Here is an 18934-nt window from a genome sequence, read left to right on the forward strand (position 1 = left end):
CCTGCTCAGAAGGGCGTCGGCCGTCGTCACGGACGTTGGGCGGGTTGCGGTGGACGCTGGTTTACGCTGAGACGACGGCGTGGATAAGCGTACGGCAAAACCGTGTGGTCCTGGCGCCCGTTGCAGGCGTCAAGTTGCCGGAGAAGCGTGAGCTGAACCGGCAGCGACGGAGTCAACCAAGAACTCGTCTCCGGGGAGATCACGGCATAAGCCGTAAAGCCATTGCGCAGGGAAGGCCAGGTGTTCTCCGCTGCCCTGTATGCTCGTGTGCAGCCTACTTAGTGCAAACCGCACACGGGACCGCGGGTGCAGCGCGCACCCGGTCTTCCCTGCGCCCTCCTCCTTCAGGAAGGGCGAAAAGTGACGCAAAACTCGGGCATCTCATGCCGTGAGAATGTGGACCCATGCCCTCACATTGTTTGATTCAGATCAGAAGACCATCATCGCAATCGGGCTAATTTCACGTTGCGGAAGGCAAATCAGAATCGAAGCACCAACTCGCAACGACAACCCGTGCTTGCCAAGTTCCCGCATTATGCAAAGATGGCTGCGCCTGGCCGGGCGCCTGTCCATGCCTTCTTGGTGCATTGCTTGATACTTCGGCTTGCTCTTTCGGAATGGAGAGTTGCGTGAGCGAATCCCTTCACCCTGCCGCCCCTCATCATCTGCCAGGCTTCATCACGGCGCCGGGAGACACCGACGTCCTGATGATCGTTGTCGGCATTATCCTGATTGCCGCCGTCGTCGGGGTCGGCAATCTCTATTTGCACCTGCACACGCTGCCGGAACGGATGGCCCACAAAACGCAGAAGCTGCAATTTGAGATCGTGGCCGTGCTGGGCCTGCTGGCGTTGTTTACGCACAACCACCTGTTCTGGGTGATCGGATTGCTCCTCGCAATGGTCGACCTGCCGGACTTCGGCACGCCGCTGCGCAGGATCGCCGGATCGGTCGAGAAGATGGCCGGCGGCCCGCCCGAACCAGACCCAACCGAGCCGGCTCCAGAAACCGCAGCCCACGCCGGCACGCACGGCCACGCCGCCAAGAGTGAGGCAAAGGCTCATGCTTGAGATCATCCTCTGCTCGCTGGTGACGATACTGCCGGACTATCTCTATCGCCGCTATCGGCAGGGAAAGCGCATCGGCCACGAAATCACGCTTTATTCGGTCTGGTTTGAACTGCGATATGGCATCATCACCTGCCTGATGCTCACGGTCGCGCTGATTACGATGATCTTCTATTATCATCCGTCGACCAATTCGGCGACGATGTACTACCGGACCGTCCCGATCATGACCGAAGTGACCGGCCGGGTGGCGGAGGTTCGCATCGATGTCAGCGCGCCCGTCAAGCAAGGTGAGGTGATTTTCAGACTCGACAGCGCCAAGCAGGAAGCAGCGCTGCTGACCGCCAAACGCAAGATCGCCGAAGTCGATGCCGCCATGCTGGCCGCACAGGCGGATGTTCTCAAGGCGGATGGGCAGATCCTGCAGGCTCAGGGCGATTATCAGCAAGCCACCGATGAGCTGAACACCAAGCGGGACCTCCAGCAACGCAATCCCGGCATCGTCCCGCAACGTGACATCGAAAAGCTGCAGGTGCTGCAGGCCGGCCGGCAGGGTACGCTTGATGCCGCCAACGCTTCAAAACAATCGGCCGCGGTCCGCGTCACCGCCCTGCTTCCCGCCGAGAAAGCGAGTGCAGAGGCGGCGCTGGCCGAAGCGCAGGTCGATCTGGACAAGACCTTTATTCGTGCCGGGTTCGACGGGCGGGTCGAGCAGTTCGGGCTGAGACCGGGCGATATCGTCTCTCCAATTATGCGGACGGCCGGCGTTCTCATTCCGGAGGGCGCGGGACGGAGGGCTCTCATGGCAGGATTTGGCCAGATCGAGGGTCAGGTCATGAAAGTCGGAATGGTGGCCGAGGCCACCTGCATTTCCAAGCCGTGGGTGATCATTCCGATGGTGGTTACCGTTGTGCAGGACTACATCGCGGCCGGCCAGTTCAGGGGCGGCGAACAACTGATCGAGGCGCAGAACACCGCGCGTCCGGGCACCATTCTCGTTTTCATGGAGCCGATCTACCAGGGCGGGCTGGAGGGCGTGACGCCCGGCAGCAGCTGTATCGCCAACGCCTACACCAGCAATCACGAACGGATCGCGTCAGGCAAGCTCAGCGCGTTCAAGAGCTTTGCGCTGCACGTCGTCGACGCCACCGGCCTCGTGCACGCCCTGCTGTTGCGGATTCAGGCCCTGCTGCTGCCCGTCAAGACACTGGTGCTGAGCGGGCACTGAGCCTTTTTTTGGATGCTGCCGATGCCGGTACAGAGACACCAGGCATTCCGGCCGCTCCGTCGCGGCTCGCGAACTCAGTGCGAGGTCATCCAGGCGCGGGCTTCGCGCTGCGCCGTGGCGATCTCGACATCCGACATCATCTCGGCGACTTCGCGGCGCATCGAGATCGCGTCTGCGCGGCCCTTCAGGGCGGCGAGATTGAACCATTTATGGGCGGCGACCAGGTTGACGACGCCGGAACGGCCGCTCGCCCAGTACAGGCCGCGCTCGAACAGCAGGTCGGGGATTGCGGTCTCCACCGGTGTCGCCGTCTCCAGATCGAATTGTCCCTGAAACATCGTAGTCTCCCCTTTTTATTGTTGCCGCCCTCCCCCGAGCGCGGCCCCTGTCCACTGTCAAAACGTCCCGTTATCGCCCCGCGCCGTTTGCCGGCTTGTTGGGATGATCATGGCCCATCAAATTTGAAGGGCAGTTTAAATATCGCGATGAACGGGGTGTAAACGTGAAGCGCCCGGGCGCCGATGGAGAATCTCAGAAGTGCCTGTGCCGCAGCAACAAGTGAGGATTCGTGAAGACCGGTTTACCGTGCCGCTTGGCAGAACGATAACCATCGCGACGCCTCGCATCTCGCGCGCGCCATCATCGGCGCAAACGGAAGACCTGGTATTGCAAGAGTTCCCGCAATGGATCGGGCGGGTGCGCGCCTGACCGATGCGCATGGGCGCGATCTGCGCCCGCCCCGGCGCAGGCCATGGGTGGTCAGGACAGGAACCCAAAGGGATTTGGAAAGATCAACATGCCGGGCGCCAAAGGCGCAGCGATCGGGAACGCAAGACGTTCCGGGGAGCAGCCGTTCCGGGGAACAGCAGGCGTTCCGGGGAACGAGGGCGTCGGCGAACACGTCAGGACCAGATTTCAATCGGGCTTTGGCCCGGTGAAATTGCGGAGCAAAGATTCCGCACCGAACGAAGAAAACTTGTTTCTTCTGCCGGACCGGTTTTGGAAAAGCGAACTCTTCCGAAAGTCGATCCAGCCGTTTGACCTGATGTCTCGCCGACACCCTCTTTCGTCGACCGAGCCTTCCGGATTATGTTTGCTCCGAGAAGCAAACCGTCTGAAGGCTCGAGTGACGCGCCGGCATCAAGCCGCCGGCAATTCTCTCAAAGACGAGAGCTTACTTCTTCTTCTTGGCGACCTTGCGGGTCTTCTTCGCAGTCTTCTTCACTGCGCTCTTTGCCTTCTTTGCCTTCTTAGCTTTCTTGGCCATGTTGCCCTCCTAATGTAAGTGAGATGGCTTAGTTCGCTGCGTGCACTCGGGAATCGATGTGCACTACACCCCGAATACACCAACACGTTCAAAAAAACAGCGTCCCGCTTAAGGAAGTGTTGACGCGGGAATGCGAGGGCGCGCTCGAAGCATCCTTCGGCGGCGGCGCAACAAGCTCGCGCAGCGATGCAAAAAGTGCAGCAACGACCGACGTCGGCGTTTGTCAATATTGAAGGAAACGCTTGCACTATAGATGTTTTGGCGATTCACGCATGCAATGATCAATGCGCAACCAACGTCATCGCGACTCAGCAAGACCGCCCAAAAGCCGCTTGCGCGGACTCTGAGTCGCGAATTTTGGCAATAAAAAAATTTTCGTGGATACAGCCTCCACGTCTCATCGGCGCTCGCCAAAACCGATTTTTGGGACGAATCGCAGCGACCGATTCGCTGATCCCGTTGTCCGTCGTGACGATGATTTTGATCCGCGATGCGCGATCGATGCACGCTTGCGCGCGTCGATCGCGACGGCAGCGACGGCGAAAGCGTCCCGTTACGGGACGCTTCCGATGCCGAGCTTCGCCTTCAAGAGATCGTTGACGGCTTGCGGATTGGCCTTGCCGCCGGACGACTTCATCACCTGGCCGACGAACCAGCCGGCGAGTTGCGGCTTGGCTTTCGCCTGCGCGACCTTGTCCGGGTTGGCGGCGATGATGTCGTCCACCACCTTCTCGATTGCGCTTAAGTCCGTGACCTGCTTCATGCCGCGCGTCTCGACCAGCGCGCGCGGGTCGCCACCTTCCTGCCAGACGATCTCAAACAGGTCCTTTGCGATCTTCCCGGAGATGGTGCCCTCGCCGATCAGGTCGACGATCGCCGCGAGTTGCACCGCCGACACCGGTGAGCCCGTAATATCACGGCCTTCCTTGTTGAGGCGTCCGAACAGTTCGTTGATCACCCAGTTGGCGGCAAGCTTGCCGTCGCGCGCCTTGTCGGTGAGCCCGGCCAGCACGGTTTCATAGAAGTCCGCGCTCTCGCGCTCGGCCACCAGCACGCTGGCGTCGTAGGGCGACAGTCCAAAGCTATCGATGAAGCGGGCCTTCTTCTGGTCCGGCAATTCCGGCAGCTCCGCTTTCAGCCCGGCCACGTAGGCTTCGCCGAACTCGAGCGGCAGCAAATCGGGATCGGGGAAGTACCGGTAGTCGTGCGCCTCTTCCTTGGAGCGCATCGAGCGCGTCTCGCCCTTATTTGGGTCGAACAGCCGCGTTTCCTGATCGATGACGCCGCCATCCTCGATGATTTCGATCTGGCGCCGCGCCTCATACTCGATCGCCTGACCGATGAAGTTGATCGAGTTCATGTTCTTGATTTCGCAGCGGGTCCCGAGCGGCCCGCCCGGCTTGCGCACGGAGACGTTGACGTCAGCGCGCAACGAGCCCTTCTCCATGTCGCCATCGCAGGTGCCGAGATAGCGCAGGATCGAACGCAGTTTTGTCACATAGGCCTTGGCCTGCTCGGCATCGCGGATGTCGGGTTTTGACACGATTTCCATCAGCGCCACGCCGCAGCGGTTGAGGTCGACATAGGACAGCGACGGCGCCTGGTCGTGCAGCAACTTGCCGGCGTCCTGCTCCAGGTGCAGACGCTCGATGCCGATGTTGACCGTGCGCCCGCCGTCGAGTTCGACCTCGACCACGCCCTCGCCCACGATCGGCGACTTGTACTGGCTGATCTGGTAGCCCTGCGGCGAATCCGGATAGAAATAGTTCTTGCGATCGAACACCGAGCGCAGATTGATCTGGGCATTCAGGCCAAGCCCGGTCCGCACCGCCTGCCGCACGCATTCTTCATTGATCACGGGCAGCATGCCCGGCATCGCGGCGTCCACCAGCGAGACATGGGTATTCGGCTCGCCGCCGAATTCGGTCGAAGCGCCCGAGAACAGTTTTGACCGGGAAGTGACCTGGGCGTGGACCTCGAGCCCGATGACCATTTCCCAATCGCCTGTCTGGCCCTTGATCAGCTTGCCGCTCGCCGCCGTCATGTCCGTTCTCCCAACAGCAGTGTAAAGACGATCCGGTCCCACTCTGCCTCAAGCGAATCGATCGCCGCTGGTTGGCCGGACTGGCGATACCAGTAGCCGGCGTTGCCGAGATCACCTTCCACGCGGTGCAAATAGGCGTGCACCCACGCCGCTTCCGCCGAGGATTCGTCCTGAACGATCTTATGCGCCGCGTCCCAATTGCCCTTGGCAGCCCACCACAACGCGGTGAGTGACGGGCTCAGCGTCGGCGGCGGCGCGTCATCGGAAAGGCTGGCCTTGAAATCTGCCATGGCCTCACCACCATCTGGCCGGCGTGAAGCGTCCGGCCGCCTGCTCGACCACTTCGCCGAGCGAGAACAGCGTCTCCTCGTCGAAGGGACGTCCGATCAGTTGCAGGCCGAGCGGCAGCCCCTGCGCATCCTTGCCGGCGGGAACGGCAATGCCCGGCAGTCCCGCCATGTTCACAGTCACCGTGAAGATGTCGTTGAGATACATTTCCACGGGATCGGCGCCGCCCTTCTCGCCGACGCCGAACGCCGCCGATGGCGTCGCCGGCGTCAGGATTGCGTTGACGCCCTTCGCAAAACAATCCTCAAAGTCCTTCTTGATCAGGGTGCGGACTTTTTGCGCGCGCAGGTAATAGGCGTCGTAATAGCCGGCGGAGAGCACATAGGTGCCGATCATGACGCGGCGGCGCACTTCGTCGCCAAAACCTTCGGCGCGGGTGTTCTCGTACATTTCGCCAATGGAGCGGCCGGGCACGCGCAGGCCGTAGCGCACGCCGTCGTAGCGCGCCAGGTTCGACGACGCCTCGGCCGGCGCCACGATGTAATAGGCCGGCAGCGCGTATTTGGTGTGCGGCAGCGATATCTCGACCAGCTCCGCGCCGGCCGCCTTCAGCCAGGCTGCGCCTTCGGTCCAGAGCTTTTCGACTTCGGCCGGCATGCCGTCGAGGCGGTATTCCTTGGGGATTCCGATCTTCATGCCTTTGACGGACTTGCCGATCGCGGCCTCGTAGTCCGGCACCGCGCGATCGACCGACGTCGTGTCCTTGGGATCGTGCCCCGCCATCGAGCGCATCAGGATCGCCGCGTCGCGCACGGTGCGCGCGATGGGCCCTGCCTGATCGAGCGAGGAGGCAAACGCAACGATGCCCCAGCGCGAGCAGCGGCCATAGGTCGGCTTGACGCCGACGGTGGCGGTGAAGGCCGCCGGCTGGCGGATCGAACCGCCAGTGTCGGTCGCGGTCGCGCCCATGCAAAGCAATGCGGCGACCGCGGAAGCCGAGCCGCCCGACGAACCGCCCGGCACCAGCGAGGTATTGGAGCCTTCGCGCCGCCACGGATTGACCACCGGGCCGAAGCACGAGGTCTCGTTCGAGGAGCCCATCGCGAATTCGTCGTTGTTGAGCTTGCCCAACATGACCGCACCGTCGCGCCAGAGTTGCGAAGTGACGGTCGACTCATAAGGCGGCACGAAATTGCCGAGGATTTTTGAGCACGCAGTGGTGCGCACGTCCTTGGTCGCGAACAGGTCCTTGATGCCGAGCGGAATGCCGGCCAACGGACCGCCCTCGCCCTTTGCAATTTTGGCGTCGATCGCGCGGGCCATGGCGCGGGCCTTGTCCGGCGTTTCCAGCACGAAGGCGTTGAGCGCGCGCGCCGCCTCGATCGCGGCAAGGTGCGCGTCGGTCAGTTCAAGCGAGGTGAAAGACTTGTTCGCGAGGCCATTCCTGGCCTCGGCGATCGTCATCGAAATCAAATCGGTCATTTATTGATCGGGCTGCAGAAGAATGGAGACAGGGTCTTGTCGCTCGCGGGGTCGTCTTGCTTGGGCCGCGTCAGCTCGGACGCCTCAAGCGCGTCGAGGACGGCGTCCATCGCCTTGTCGGGATCGGCGACCTTGCCTTGCCGCTCCATCGCGTCGAGATAGTTCATGTAGGCTTGGTAGGCCTTTTCATCGTCGCAGAGCATGCACATCGGACTTCCGATCTCGAACAAAGAAAGAGTTATTCCACGACCTTCGGCACCAGAAAGAAATGGTTCACAGTGTCGGGCGCGTTTCTGACGACATCGTCGGTGATCTCGCCGTCATTGATCACATCAGGACGTTTCTTCATTTCCATCGGGGTCACCGAGGTCATCGGTTCGACGCCGTCAACATTCACCTCCGAAAGCTGCTCTACGAACGCCAGCATGGCGTTCAGTTCGCCCTGCAGATGGGGAACTTCGGCCTCGGCGACCGCAATTCGCGCAAGATGCGCGATGCGGCGAACGGTAGCGGCATCAACGGACATTAATATAAGGCCTCAATCGGGGGATCGCACCCGCCGTATAGCAGAGCCCGGTTTTGCGCCGCAACCACGGGGAACCGCCCCGCCGGCATTTTGGGGCCAAAATACCGCCAAACGGTCCTTATAGGCCGCATCAAAGTGCCGCCGTTGTGCCCCGCGCCGGGAGTCCGGGGGTTTCGACAGGGAAAAGCCGCCGACGAAACCATTTACCGGGTGATGCAGTCGTTTTGAAACAGTCGCGGCGTGTACTCGGCCGTCACCCTGGAGGTCGTGCCATGTGGACAACGGAACACGACGGTGTAACGGAAAGTTGGGATCCTGCTCTGTGGTCGATCGGTGGCGTGCTTGGCGCCGCGATCCTATATCTGGCGTGTCTGGCCTGACGAACGTGAGGCAACGCCATGTCCAAAGCGAAAGAACTTCAGGAAAAGGCCGAGATGTTCGAGCGGCGCGCAGAAAGCGCCACCGATCCCATCTCGCAACGTCACTACAAAGAGATGGCCGCGCATTATCGATCGCTCGCCGTCGAGCACCTGGACGTCGTCAAACGCGACGAGCCGGCGCATTAACACAACGACCCCCGGTAGCCGCCGGACACTAAGCCAGCGAACTCAGCCTAACCAACGCCGCGCCCGCCAAAGCCCGCGTCAGTTCTGCGGCCGGCATCTCGCGGCCCATCCGCACCGCCTGCCCGGCCCAGAGATTGGTGAAATCGACCTTGCCGAGCTTTTCGGCGCCCGCCTTCAGCGGACCGAGTGCGGTCGCGGCGTGCGGAAAATCAGGCGCATCCGGGCAAATCGGTCCGACCTCGCGCATCACGCGGTTGGCGACGCCGCGCGCGGGCCGTCCGGTCATGACGTTGGTAATCACGGTGGCGTCATCGCTCGCCTGGGCAAGCGCTATCCGCGCCGGCGCGGTCACCTTCGATTCCGGGCAGCGCAGATAGGCCGTGCCGATCTGGACGCCCGCAGCTCCGAGCGCAAAGGCCGCCGCGATCCCGCGCCCGTCGGCAATGCCACCGGCCGCGATGACAGGCACTTTCACGGCGTCGACGACCTGCGGCACCAGCGCGAAGGTGCCGGGCTGCTGGGCGATATTCTCGGTCAGGAACATGCCGCGATGGCCGCCGGCTTCGGCGCCTTGCGCAATGATGACGTCGGCGCCGTGCTCCTCGAGCCATATCGCCTCTTTTACGATCGTGGCTGACGACATCACGATGGCGCCGGTCGCCTTGACGCGCTTCACCAGTGCGGCATCCGGCAGGCCGAAATGGAAGCTGACCACTTCCGGATTCATCTCCTCGACCAGCGCGCACATCGCCTCATCGAAAGGCGCGCGATTGGCGGCAGCGGCCGGCGCCGCGGGATCGAGGCCCAACTCCTGGTAATAGGGCGCGAGCCGCGCCTTCCATCCGGCCTCGCGTGCAGGATCGGCTGTAACCGCCGTGTGGCAGAAGAAGTTCAGGTTGATCGGCGCGGAGACGCGCTGGCGCATGATGTTGATCTGTTCGCGCGCCTTCTCCGCCGTGATCATCGCGCATGGCAGCGAACCCAGCGCGCCACCCTGGGCCGCCGCGATTGCCAGCTCCTGGTCCATCACGCCGGCCATTGGCGCCAGCACGATCGGGAATTCGGTCTTGAAGAGATCGAGAAGTCGGCGGTCTGGCCACATGGGTCTGCTCGCTTGAATGAGTGGAATCAGGCTCTTGATGCTGCGGAAGAATTGCGCCGTCCAGCCAGTATCTGGTCGGCCTCCGTGGCGATCCTGTCAACGATCACGGCCGCCGGCGGAACGTCATGGATAAGGCCGACGGCCTCACCGGCGATCACAGCAGCGACGTCGTAATTGCCGGCGGCTCTCGCGGCGGCATATTCGGCCGCGACCGCGGAGACATTCTGCATCAGTTCGACCTCGCGCCCGATCCAGCGGCGCGCGTGATCATTGATCAGGCAGCGGCCGTTGAACGGCGCCGGCCAGACATTGTTCCGGGAAATATCGAAGATGATACTCCTGATGCTGCTGCCGCTGGTCGCGTTACAGATGCGCTTTTTGGCTTCATCGGCGCCGTCGCATTCCTGGCTGGCGTAAAAGCGCGTGCCGAGCAGTACACCGGACGCTCCCAGCATCATCATCGCCGCCAGCCCGCGGCCGTCACCGATGCCGCCCGCCGCCGCAACCGGCACCCGGCCCGCCACGAGATCGACAATCGCCGGCACGATGTCGATGGTGGTGCGGGAGGCACCGTGTCCGCCGGCCTCGCTGCCTTGTGCAATCAGCAGGTCGGCACCGGCGTCTAGTGCCATCAGCGCCATGCCCTCGTCCTGCACCTGGCAGATCAGCAGCGCGCCGCTGGCCTTGATCTTGGTCGCAAAGGGTTTTGGATCGCCGAACGAGAGCATGATCGCGCGCGGCCGCGCCGCGAGCGCGATGTCCATCAGCTCCGGCCGCTTGGCGAGACTCCAGGTGATGAAGCCGATGCCAAAGGGGTCTTGTACGCTTTTGAGCTTGGCGGTCTCCTGCTCCAGCCAGGCCTGATCGCCATAGCCACCACCCAAAATGCCAAAACCGCCCGCGGCGCTGACCGCCGCCGTCAGCCGCGCACCGGCGATCACGTCCATCGGCGCCGACAGGATCGGATGCGTGATGCCAAGGAGAGCCGTCAATGGCGTGCTGATCGACATGTCCAAACCCTTCTAATCTGGACAGACACGATAAGCCGACGTATCATTCTCATAAAATGAATACTATAGAATGCTGCCATCGCTACCATGAAACGGAGAGCGGTCCATGGAATTGAGCGATCTCGTGACATTTTCGACGGTGGCGCGCCTCGGCGGCATCACCCGCGCCGCGGACGAACTCAACACCGTGCAATCCAATGTCACCCAGCGCGTCAAAGCACTGGAGACCGAGATCGGCACCGCACTGTTCGAGCGGCATAGCCGCGGCATGACATTGACCGGCGCCGGCCGCCGCCTGCTTCCCTATGCGCAGCGGATGGCCGCCTTGTCACGCGAAGCCGTGCTGGCCGCGCGCGACGATGGCGAGCCAAAGGGGCCTCTGTCGATCGGCTCGATGGAGACAACAGCTGCGGTGCGGCTGCCTTCCCTGCTCGCCGAATTCCACCGCCGCTTTCCGGCGGTGCGCTTGAGCCTGCGCACCTCGCCGACCGCAGATCTGGTTGCAGCCGTGCTTGACGGATCGCTTGACGGCGCCTTTGTGGCCGGTCCGATCGATCACGCCGACCTCAGTTCGACAATCGCTTTCACGGAAGAACTCGTGCTCGTGACGTCGAGGCGCTGGGCAAGTCTAGCCGCTTTGCGCGCGGGCACGCCAGAATCGGGGCCGACCGCCCTGGTCTTCCGCACCGGCTGCAGCTATCGGCAGCGTCTCGAACAGGTTTTCTCGGAGTTCGGCTGGCCGTCTTCGGCGCGGTTCGAGCTAGGCACGCTCGACGGCATGATCGGCTGCGTCGCCGCGGACATGGGCGTGACGCTGCTGCCGCGTGCCGTTGTCGGAAAAAACGAGACCGTCAACATCCACAAGCTGAAGGCCGCTCAGTCTGTTGTCGACACCCTGTTCATTCAGCGCCGCAGCGCCCACCAATATAGCGCGCTGCAAGGCTTTACCGCCTGCCTGAACAATAATGGCGAGGTCATTGCCGCCTGAGATCGAACCGGGTCCGCGGATCTGTCGTCTACCGTTTCACGAAATCTCGTGAGACATGATGAGACCGCGATGCGAAAGCTATTCAGGACCGCAGCCGAGATCGATGGCTCGCTGCGCGCGGCGGGGGTCCGTGCCGCTGACGCAATGGCCCTGGCCGCAAGGTCGAAGCCGTACATCTGGCTCGAAACCGCACCGGCCAACGACGAAGTCGAGATTACCTTGGCCGCAACCAAGATAGGCGGAACGCCAGACCTTCCAGTCACGATGCCATGGCCCTGGCGTCCGCCGTATCCCGATCATGAGCAGCGGGTCGAAGAGATGCAGACTGGCGTGACGCTCTTCAACCCGCAGGACATGGCCGCCCTTCAGGCCGAGACGCTCGAAGAGTTTCGCAAGCTGTTGCCCAGCGCGTTCGAAGGCTTCGCAGCCGATTCCGCGAAGGTCGATTTCAATCTCGATTTTCTTGTGGAGGATGCGCGGCGGACCGCGGAGCCGGCGCCGCTCCAGTTCATCGCACAGGTCGACTTGGCCGACGTCTGGTCTACGGGACCCATCGACCCGGACATCCCGCGCGACGGGCGGCTTTTGCTTTTTTACGACACCGACCATCGGCCGGGCGGCGATCGACCGGCAGACATCACGGGGGCCCGGCTGATCTATGACTTGACGCCCACCAATTCCTTAAGGCGAGCAAGCCCGCCGGTCGAATTATTGGCTCACAAGCGGACCGCCAGTTTTCGGCCGCAGCGGTGCGCGCTTCATGCCGGCGTGTGGCCTCCCTATTTCGGCTCGCCCGAATGGAATGCCTGCGAGATCAAGGCCAAGGCGGAGAAGACCGTGGAAGCCTGGTGGTACGACGTCACCCGGGACGGTCATGATCACCGCTTCGGGGGGCATCCGCTACAGATTCAGGGCAACATGCAAACCGAATGCGCGCTCGTCAGCAAGGGGCTCGACCTCAGCGCGTGGAATTCGAAGGCAGCCGAGCCGTTGAAATCCGACGCGGCGAACTGGCTGCTGCTGCTGCAAATCGCATCCGACGACCGTGCCGGCATGATGTGGGGTGATGTCGGCAACCTCTATGTTTGGATCCATCGGGACGCCTTGCGCGCCCGGCGCTTTGAAGAGGCGCGGGTGATCATGCAATGTTACTGACGTCAGACACTTCGGGTCAGCGGCCATTCAACGGCGCCGGAGTTGCGACATGACGGAACGGCCTATGCCATCAGCTGCCGCCTGACGCTCCAGCGCCGCAGCGCAACAACGGCCCAGATGGCCTCGACCAGTCCGAACGGCCAGGCGCCCTGCAAAAACCCGTAGGCCGAACCGAGCGCACATGCTCCGGCGAAGCCGAGGATGTACCGGTGGCCGCGGTCTTCAAGCGCGTAGCAGATGAGCATCGCCGTTACCGCGAACAAGCCGAACAATTGCAGTGCATCCATCCGTTGCCTCGTCGCGCCGTTTCGCTATGCGAAATTTCGTTGCCACATTTCTGTAACAAGGAAATTCGGGCCGCGCTGTGCGCCCATCGCGAAAAGCCACATCAAAATATTTGGATCGTCGCGCACTACTACGTTAGTATGAGACGCTGACTACCAAGAACCATAACGTCAACTCTGGGAGGATCTGCGATGCGCCACGCGTTCGTGCTGTGCTGTTCGGCTGCCTTGTTGGGAACGGTTGCAACGGCAAGCGCTCAAGACTGGACGAAATCGAAATGGGGACCGAACGACGAGATCGGCGCCGCCAACTATATGACCCCGGAGCTGGTTGTTAAGGCGGCCGGCCTCGTCAAGACCGGTAAGACCTACGCGCTTGGCATTCCCGTCGATACCAAGACGCCGGCCTACCCGCCCCGCGCCTTCAAGATCACCATCGTGCAACCCGGCCAGGCGGGCATCCCGGGCCTCGGGCCCACCAAGACCACCTATAATGACGACATCATCGAAGGCTGGGTCGGCGTCGGCAGCCAACTCGACGGTCTCGGCCATATCGGCGTCGAGCACGTCTATTACAATAACAACAAGCTCGCCGATTTCGCCGATCCCACCGGCCTGAAGAAACTTGGCGTCGAAAAAATCCCGCCGATGGTGACGCGTGGTGTGCTGCTCGACATGGCCGCCCACTACGGCACCGACGTGGTCAAGGAAGGCACCGCCTTCAACGTCAAGGAGATCGAGGAAGTCGCCAAGAAGCAAGGCGTCGAAATCCGTCAGGGCGACGTCGTGATCTTCCACACCGGTTGGCTCAGCCTGATCGGCAAGGACGACAAGCGATTTGGCGCCGGCGAACCCGGCCTCGGGGTCGAAGGTGCAAAATACCTCGTCGGTAAGGGCGTGGTCGCGGTCGGCGCCGATACCTGGGGGCTCGAAGCGGTCCCGTTCGAGACCAAGAACATCTTCGAGGTGCACCAGATCCTGCTGCCGATGAGCGGGACTTACATCCTCGAAAATATGGACACTGCCGAACTCGCCAAGGACAAGGCCTATGAGTTCCTGTTCGTGCTTGGCCACCCGCGCTTCAAGGGCGGCGTGCAGAGCATGATCAACCCTGTGGCGATCCGCTGAGACGACTTCGACAGGTGGCGTGGCGTTCTGGCATGGACGCCACGCCGCTTCCGGCTTTGCATGTCAGACTGGCTGCGTGTTATGCGGGTCCATGCCCGCCCTCATCCTCCCTCTCATCGAAGCGGTCACGCATTGGCCCGAGCGCGGTGCGCTGGTCGGCCTCGATCTCGGCACCAAGACCATCGGCGTCGCGGTTTCCAATGCCGATCGCAGGCTGGCGACCGGCGTTGAAACCATTCAGCGCAAGGCCTTCAAGGCCGACGCGGCGCGGCTGCTCGTCCTTGCCGGCGAGCGCAACGCGGTCGGCTTCATCCTCGGCCTGCCCATCAACATGGACGGCAGCGAGGGTCCGCGCGCTCAATCGACCCGCGCCTTTGCGCGCAATTTTTCCAAACTTACCGACCTCGCAATCGCGCTTTGGGATGAGCGGCTCTCAACGGCCGCTGTCGAGCGCGAATTGATCGGGATGGACGTCAGCCGGGCCCGCCGCGCCGAAGTGATCGACGAGCATGCCGCGATCTTCATCCTGCAGGGCGCGCTCGACCGGCTCGCCACCCTGCGCGGCGAGCGCTGAAGATGGCGGTGGTGGTCGCGGCGCTGCTGCCGGTGTTCTTGCTGATCGTGCTCGGCTTCATCCTGAAGCGGACGTTGTTGCGGCTGGAGACGCAGTGGCACGGGCTGGAGCGGCTGACCTATTACGTGTTGTTTCCGGTGCTCCTGATCCAGACGCTGGTGAAGGCCGACCTCAGCAAGGTCCCGGTCGCTGGCGTCGGCGGCGCGCTGCTGCTGTCGGCGCTGCTGATGTCGCTGCTGTGCCTGGCGCTGCAGCCCCTGCTCGCCCGCAGCGCGGTCGATGGGCCCGCCTTCACCTCGATCTTCCAGGGCGCCATCCGCTGGCAGACCTATGTGGCGCTGGCCGTCTCTGGCAGCCTGTTCGGCGATGCCGGGCTGGCGCTGGCGTCGGTGGCGATGGTCGCCATCATTCCCCTGGTCAACGTGTTCAGCGTCAGCGTGCTCGCGCAGTACGCCTCGACCGAAAAACAATCGGTCGGATCGATCGCCATGACGGTCGTGCGCAATCCCCTGATTTGGGCCTGCGTGATCGGGCTCCTGATCAACGTCACCCACCTTCCCCTGCCCAAGCTCTGGCATGACGTCGCCGACGCGCTCGGCCGATCCTCGCTGGCGATCGGCCTGCTGGTGACCGGCGCCGGCCTGCATCTCAACGGAATGTTCCGCCCGAGCCTTGCGGCGTCGGTCGCGGTGTTTCTCAAGCTGGTGCTGATGCCGGTGATCGCCGTCGCGCTGGCGCTGGGGTTCGGGCTGTCAGGCTCCAATCTGGCGATCGTCACCGCGTGCGCGGCGGTGCCGGCCTCCTCGAGCGCCTACGTGCTCGCCCGGCAGATGGGCGGCGATGCGCCGCTGCTGGCGCAGATCATCACGTTGCAGACCATTCTGGCGGCGATCACGATGCCAATCGCGATCGCATTGGTCGGGTGAGATCAGAAGTACGCAAACGCGTCGCCGCAGACGTCCGAAGATCGGCCCGAAGGCGCCGCGTCAGGTTCGTTACTGCCCGGCGAGCCAGAACGTTTGAATCGTCGCCGCCGTGTTGTTGAGACCGTGCAGCACGATGGTCAGCCAGGTCGAACCGGTGCGGTAGCGGAAATAGCCGAGCAGCAGACCGATGGTGAACACCTCACCGAAGAAGAACCAGCTGTACTGCAGGTGCATCGAAGTCCAAACCAGCGACGACAGGAAGATGGCGCCGGGCACTCCGAGGCGAGATTCCGACCAGCCTCGGTAGAGAAAGCCGCGCGCCATGATTTCCTCCGAGATCGGCGCAGCGACGCAGAACGCGATCACGAGCAGCCACAGCGCGCCGTCGGTCTGCGCCGACTTCAGCACATCGCCCATAAAGCCAGGCGTTATTTCGCGCCCCAGAGCGCGTGACAGCAAATCCCAGCCGCCGACCAGCACGGCCAGTGAGACCGCACCGATCAAAAAATTCTGCCACGTGGTCCAGCGCAGCGCGAGATAGTCAACAAATGGCGTGCGCGAGGCGCGCGTCGCGACCCAGGCCGCGAGCAGCACCGCAGGCATTCCCATGATCACGGACAGCGAGATCGTCAGCCCGGCGCCGACGACATGGATCGCCGCGGCGAGATCCCACGACCCCTGCCGCAACACAAAATAGGCGATCACCGCAGCCTGGCCGACGAACAACCCGGCAAAGATGAACAGCCCCCACAGCGCCGTGCCCCAGAACTTCCAGATCCGGGGCGGACGCAGGGCGGACGCGACGGGAGGGGGCGGTTGCGGGAGGCTGAGCGAATCCATCAACTGACTTTCAGGGCAGCGCCCGTTCCAGCAGACCAGCGACGTCGGCGCTAGCAAGATCGACCGCGCCGTACATGCTGGCGTGATTCCCGGCAAGACGCGTGGCGGCAAACAGTTCCGCATGCCGTGGCGACACCGCGTTGAGAGCCGCTGCGGCCGCAAGCAGCGCGAGTTTTTCGACCGCCAGCCGCGCCACCCGTTCGCTGTCGGGCCGGCGGAATGCCTTGCCGATAAAGCTGACCGCCTCGCCGGCCCCCGGCAGACCCAGCGTTTCGCCGGTGAGCTCGTGCAGAACCGCCGATGCCGCATCGGCCTCGCGTGACAGCGCCCGGAGCACGTCGAGGCACATCACATTGCCTGACCCTTCCCAGATCGCGTTGACCGGCGACTCCCGGTAATGCCGCGCCAAAATCCCCTCCTCGACGTAGCCGTTGCCGCCGAGGCATTCCATCGCCTCATACAAAAAGCCCGGCGCGCTCTTGCAGACCCAGTATTTGATCGCCGGCGTCAGAAGCCGCATATAGGCGGCCTCTTTGGCGTCTGACGGCGCCCGGTCGAACGCCCGGCACAGGCGCATGACCAGCGCGATCGAGGCTTCGACATGCAGCGCCATGTCCGACAGCACCGCCTGCATCAGCGGCTGATCGGCGAGATGCTTCTGGAACACGCTGCGGTGCCTTGCGTGGTGCAGCGCATGCGCCAGGCCTGAGCGCATCAGGCCGGCGGACGCAATCGCGCAATCCTGCCGCGTCAGTTGCACCATCTGGATGATGGTGCGGATGCCCTTGCCCTCGTCACCGATGCGCTCTGCATAGGCGCCTGTGAATTCTACTTCTGATGAAGCGTTGGAGCGGTTGCCGAGCTTGTCCTTCAGACGCTGGAAGCGGATCGCGTTGACGGTGCCATCGGACGCAAAGCGCGGCATGAAGAAACAGCTCAAGCCGCCCTCGGCCTGCGCCAGCACCAAAAAGGCGTCGCACATCGGCGCCGACATGAACCATTTGTGGCCGGTGATGCGATAGGCCTCGCCGTCACGCTCGGCGCGCGTCATATTGGAGCGAACATCCGTGCCGCCCTGCTTCTCGGTCATGCCCATGCCGACCGTCATGCCGCGCTTGGTCCACCACGGCGCAAAGCCCGGATCGTAAGAACGCGTTGCCAGCACCGGCATCACCTTCGCCAGCAGATCGGGCTGCTCGGCCAGCGCCGCGACCGACGCGCGCGTCATCGTGATCGGGCAGAGATGCCCGGTCTCGACCTGCGAGGCGATGTAGAATTTGGCCGCGCGCACCACTTCCGCAGCACCGCCCGCCGGCCTGCCGTCGGCGCTCCAGGTCGAATTATGCACGCCGGCATGCGCCGAGTGCGCCATCAGTTCGTGATAGGCCGGATGAAACTCGACCTCGTCGCGGCGGTTGCCGCGGGAATCGAAGGTCCGCAGTTTCGGAGTGTTCTCATTGGCGGCACGGCCTCGCGCCGCCATCGCCGCCGAACCCCAATGCGTGCCGAATTCGGATAGTTCACGGCTCGCCTCGCCACCGCCATTGGCGGCAACGGCGTCGACAAGCGGCCGGTCGACCGCGAACAGGTCGACATCTTCGAACGGCGGTGACTGGTTGAAGACCTCGTGGGTCGCGAATGATGCCTGGCTCATGGCGGGTCCTGCTCCGGGAATCAATTCCGTCGCGTGATCGGGAAATCATAGGCCTGCCGGCCGACCCCCGGCAGCGAAAAGTGCCACCACTCCTTCGAATAGTTCACAAACCCTTGCCGGGCCATCGCGGCAACCAGCGTGTTCCTGGACCTCCGTTGCGCTGGCGTGATCGAGGGGGCGGCGGTATGCGATTTGATGTCCGAGCAATCATAGCCGGTACCCATATCGACGCTGCCTTCCGGCGCCCGTACCTCGGCGGGCGCGGTGCAGTCGGCGTAGGCCTTGGTGGAATCGAATTTTGCGGAATTGTCGGCGGTCAGATCGACCAGGGTCAGATCGAGCGCGGCGCCGGTCGAATGTCCGGAGCGGGTCGCGATGTAGCCCAGGCGGAACAAATCGGCCTTGCGGAAGGCCGGGCTAAAGCGGCGATCGGCTTGCGTCTCCTTGCCGTTCTTTGACCACGCCACCATATCGGCGACCGCGCGCTCGGGCCGATAGCAGTCGAACATCTTCAACGACAGCTTTTGCCTGGCGAGTTCCTGCTGGATGTTCTTCAGCGCGAGGCCAACCTCGCGCTTCACGACGCATTCGGCGGCGTCATACCCCCTCAGCGGCTTGCCGACAAAGTTGTTCGAGGTCGCATAGCGCATGTCCTGGATGATGCTGGGATCGATATCGCGCAGGTAGACGAAGCCGCCCGGCAGGCCCTGCGCGTTTGCAGTCTGCGGCCCGGACAGGCCAAGACCGGTTAATCCGATCGCTAAGATAACGTGCCATTTCTGCATTGGACGCCTTCCCCGCGCGC

The 18934-nt window shown here is 63.0% G+C and carries 20 protein-coding genes; 8 read left to right on the forward strand and 12 right to left on the reverse strand.

The window, feature by feature from the left end; translation table 11 throughout:
• Positions 1–629 precede the first annotated feature (629 nt).
• Positions 630–1070, forward strand: a complete 441-nt coding sequence (locus JQ574_RS15965) for a hypothetical protein (RefSeq protein ID WP_312014651.1) — start codon at positions 630–632, stop codon at positions 1068–1070.
• Positions 1063–2295 (forward strand): HlyD family secretion protein, encoded by a 1233-nt coding sequence (locus JQ574_RS15970; protein ID WP_212212239.1) that lies wholly within the window; start codon positions 1063–1065, stop codon positions 2293–2295. Before JQ574_RS15965 ends, JQ574_RS15970 begins: the two co-directional genes overlap by 8 nt.
• A 74-nt stretch (positions 2296–2369) precedes the next feature.
• Here JQ574_RS15970 and JQ574_RS15975 read toward each other — a convergent pair whose 3' ends face one another.
• From JQ574_RS15975 to gatC, 6 genes are all read right to left on the reverse strand, one after another.
• Positions 2370–2633, reverse strand: coding sequence for a hypothetical protein (locus JQ574_RS15975; RefSeq protein WP_192733680.1), 264 nt, complete (start codon positions 2631–2633; stop codon positions 2370–2372).
• Between the two features lie 1482 nt (positions 2634–4115).
• A complete protein-coding gene (gatB, locus tag JQ574_RS15980; RefSeq protein WP_212212242.1) occupies positions 4116–5606 on the reverse strand; it encodes an Asp-tRNA(Asn)/Glu-tRNA(Gln) amidotransferase subunit GatB in 1491 nt (496 codons plus the stop codon).
• On the reverse strand, positions 5603–5896 hold the full coding sequence (locus JQ574_RS15985; protein WP_212212245.1) for a hypothetical protein: 294 nt from the start codon (positions 5894–5896) through the stop codon (positions 5603–5605). The genes gatB and JQ574_RS15985 overlap by 4 nt, the downstream gene beginning before the upstream one ends.
• A gap of 4 nt (positions 5897–5900) precedes the next feature.
• Positions 5901–7376, reverse strand: a complete 1476-nt coding sequence (gene gatA, locus JQ574_RS15990) for an Asp-tRNA(Asn)/Glu-tRNA(Gln) amidotransferase subunit GatA (RefSeq protein WP_212212261.1) — start codon at positions 7374–7376, stop codon at positions 5901–5903.
• Positions 7373–7585 (reverse strand): hypothetical protein, encoded by a 213-nt coding sequence (locus JQ574_RS15995; protein ID WP_212212263.1) that lies wholly within the window; start codon positions 7583–7585, stop codon positions 7373–7375. The genes gatA and JQ574_RS15995 overlap by 4 nt, the downstream gene beginning before the upstream one ends.
• A 29-nt stretch (positions 7586–7614) precedes the next feature.
• Positions 7615–7902, reverse strand: coding sequence for an Asp-tRNA(Asn)/Glu-tRNA(Gln) amidotransferase subunit GatC (gene gatC, locus JQ574_RS16000; protein ID WP_192733685.1), 288 nt, complete (start codon positions 7900–7902; stop codon positions 7615–7617).
• Between the two features lie 398 nt (positions 7903–8300).
• Here gatC and JQ574_RS16005 point away from each other — a divergent pair, with 398 nt between their 5' ends.
• Positions 8301–8468, forward strand: coding sequence for a hypothetical protein (locus JQ574_RS16005; RefSeq protein ID WP_192733686.1), 168 nt, complete (start codon positions 8301–8303; stop codon positions 8466–8468).
• 28 nt (positions 8469–8496) lie between these two features.
• Here the strand turns inward: JQ574_RS16005 and JQ574_RS16010 are convergent, their stop codons facing one another.
• Together JQ574_RS16010 and JQ574_RS16015 are read right to left on the reverse strand one after the other, a co-directional pair.
• Positions 8497–9570 (reverse strand): nitronate monooxygenase family protein, encoded by a 1074-nt coding sequence (locus JQ574_RS16010; protein ID WP_212212265.1) that lies wholly within the window; start codon positions 9568–9570, stop codon positions 8497–8499.
• 26 nt (positions 9571–9596) lie between these two features.
• A complete protein-coding gene (locus tag JQ574_RS16015; protein WP_212212268.1) occupies positions 9597–10580 on the reverse strand; it encodes a nitronate monooxygenase family protein in 984 nt (327 codons plus the stop codon).
• 106 nt (positions 10581–10686) lie between these two features.
• Between JQ574_RS16015 and JQ574_RS16020 the strand changes: the two genes are divergently transcribed.
• Complete coding sequence (locus JQ574_RS16020; protein ID WP_212212271.1) at positions 10687–11568, forward strand: LysR family transcriptional regulator; 882 nt, start codon at positions 10687–10689, stop codon at positions 11566–11568.
• Between the two features lie 69 nt (positions 11569–11637).
• Complete coding sequence (locus JQ574_RS16025) at positions 11638–12723, forward strand: DUF1963 domain-containing protein (protein ID WP_212212274.1); 1086 nt, start codon at positions 11638–11640, stop codon at positions 12721–12723.
• A gap of 62 nt (positions 12724–12785) precedes the next feature.
• On the opposite strand, the gene JQ574_RS16030 is transcribed toward JQ574_RS16025, so the two are convergent.
• The gene (locus tag JQ574_RS16030; protein ID WP_212212276.1) at positions 12786–13010 is read right to left on the reverse strand and encodes a hypothetical protein; all 225 of its coding nucleotides are present in this window, start codon (positions 13008–13010) and stop codon (positions 12786–12788) included.
• 189 nt (positions 13011–13199) lie between these two features.
• On the opposite strand from JQ574_RS16030, the gene JQ574_RS16035 reads away from it, so the two are divergent.
• The 3 genes from JQ574_RS16035 (at position 13200) to JQ574_RS16045 (ending at position 15635) form a co-directional block, all read left to right on the forward strand.
• On the forward strand, positions 13200–14135 hold the full coding sequence (locus tag JQ574_RS16035) for a cyclase family protein (RefSeq protein WP_212212278.1): 936 nt from the start codon (positions 13200–13202) through the stop codon (positions 14133–14135).
• Between the two features lie 91 nt (positions 14136–14226).
• Positions 14227–14709, forward strand: coding sequence for a Holliday junction resolvase RuvX (gene ruvX, locus JQ574_RS16040; protein ID WP_212212280.1), 483 nt, complete (start codon positions 14227–14229; stop codon positions 14707–14709).
• A gap of 2 nt (positions 14710–14711) precedes the next feature.
• Positions 14712–15635, forward strand: a complete 924-nt coding sequence (locus tag JQ574_RS16045) for an AEC family transporter (RefSeq protein WP_212212282.1) — start codon at positions 14712–14714, stop codon at positions 15633–15635.
• 69 nt (positions 15636–15704) lie between these two features.
• Here JQ574_RS16045 and JQ574_RS16050 read toward each other — a convergent pair whose 3' ends face one another.
• Genes JQ574_RS16050 through JQ574_RS16060 form a run of 3 tightly spaced genes read right to left on the reverse strand, consistent with a single transcriptional unit; the run spans position 15705 to position 18914 of the window.
• The gene (locus tag JQ574_RS16050) at positions 15705–16475 is read right to left on the reverse strand and encodes a CPBP family intramembrane glutamic endopeptidase (RefSeq protein ID WP_212212285.1); all 771 of its coding nucleotides are present in this window, start codon (positions 16473–16475) and stop codon (positions 15705–15707) included.
• Between the two features lie 10 nt (positions 16476–16485).
• Complete coding sequence (locus JQ574_RS16055) at positions 16486–18129, reverse strand: acyl-CoA dehydrogenase family protein (protein ID WP_212212288.1); 1644 nt, start codon at positions 18127–18129, stop codon at positions 16486–16488.
• Positions 18130–18149: 20 nt separating this feature from the next.
• Positions 18150–18914 carry a M15 family metallopeptidase gene (locus tag JQ574_RS16060; protein WP_212212291.1) on the reverse strand — a complete coding sequence of 255 codons (765 nt, stop codon included), beginning with the start codon at positions 18912–18914 and terminating at the stop codon, positions 18150–18152.
• Positions 18915–18934: the final 20 nt, after the last annotated feature.

It is taken from the genome of Bradyrhizobium sp. AUGA SZCCT0158, from assembly GCF_018130065.1.
Lineage (GTDB): Bacteria > Pseudomonadota > Alphaproteobacteria > Rhizobiales > Xanthobacteraceae > Bradyrhizobium.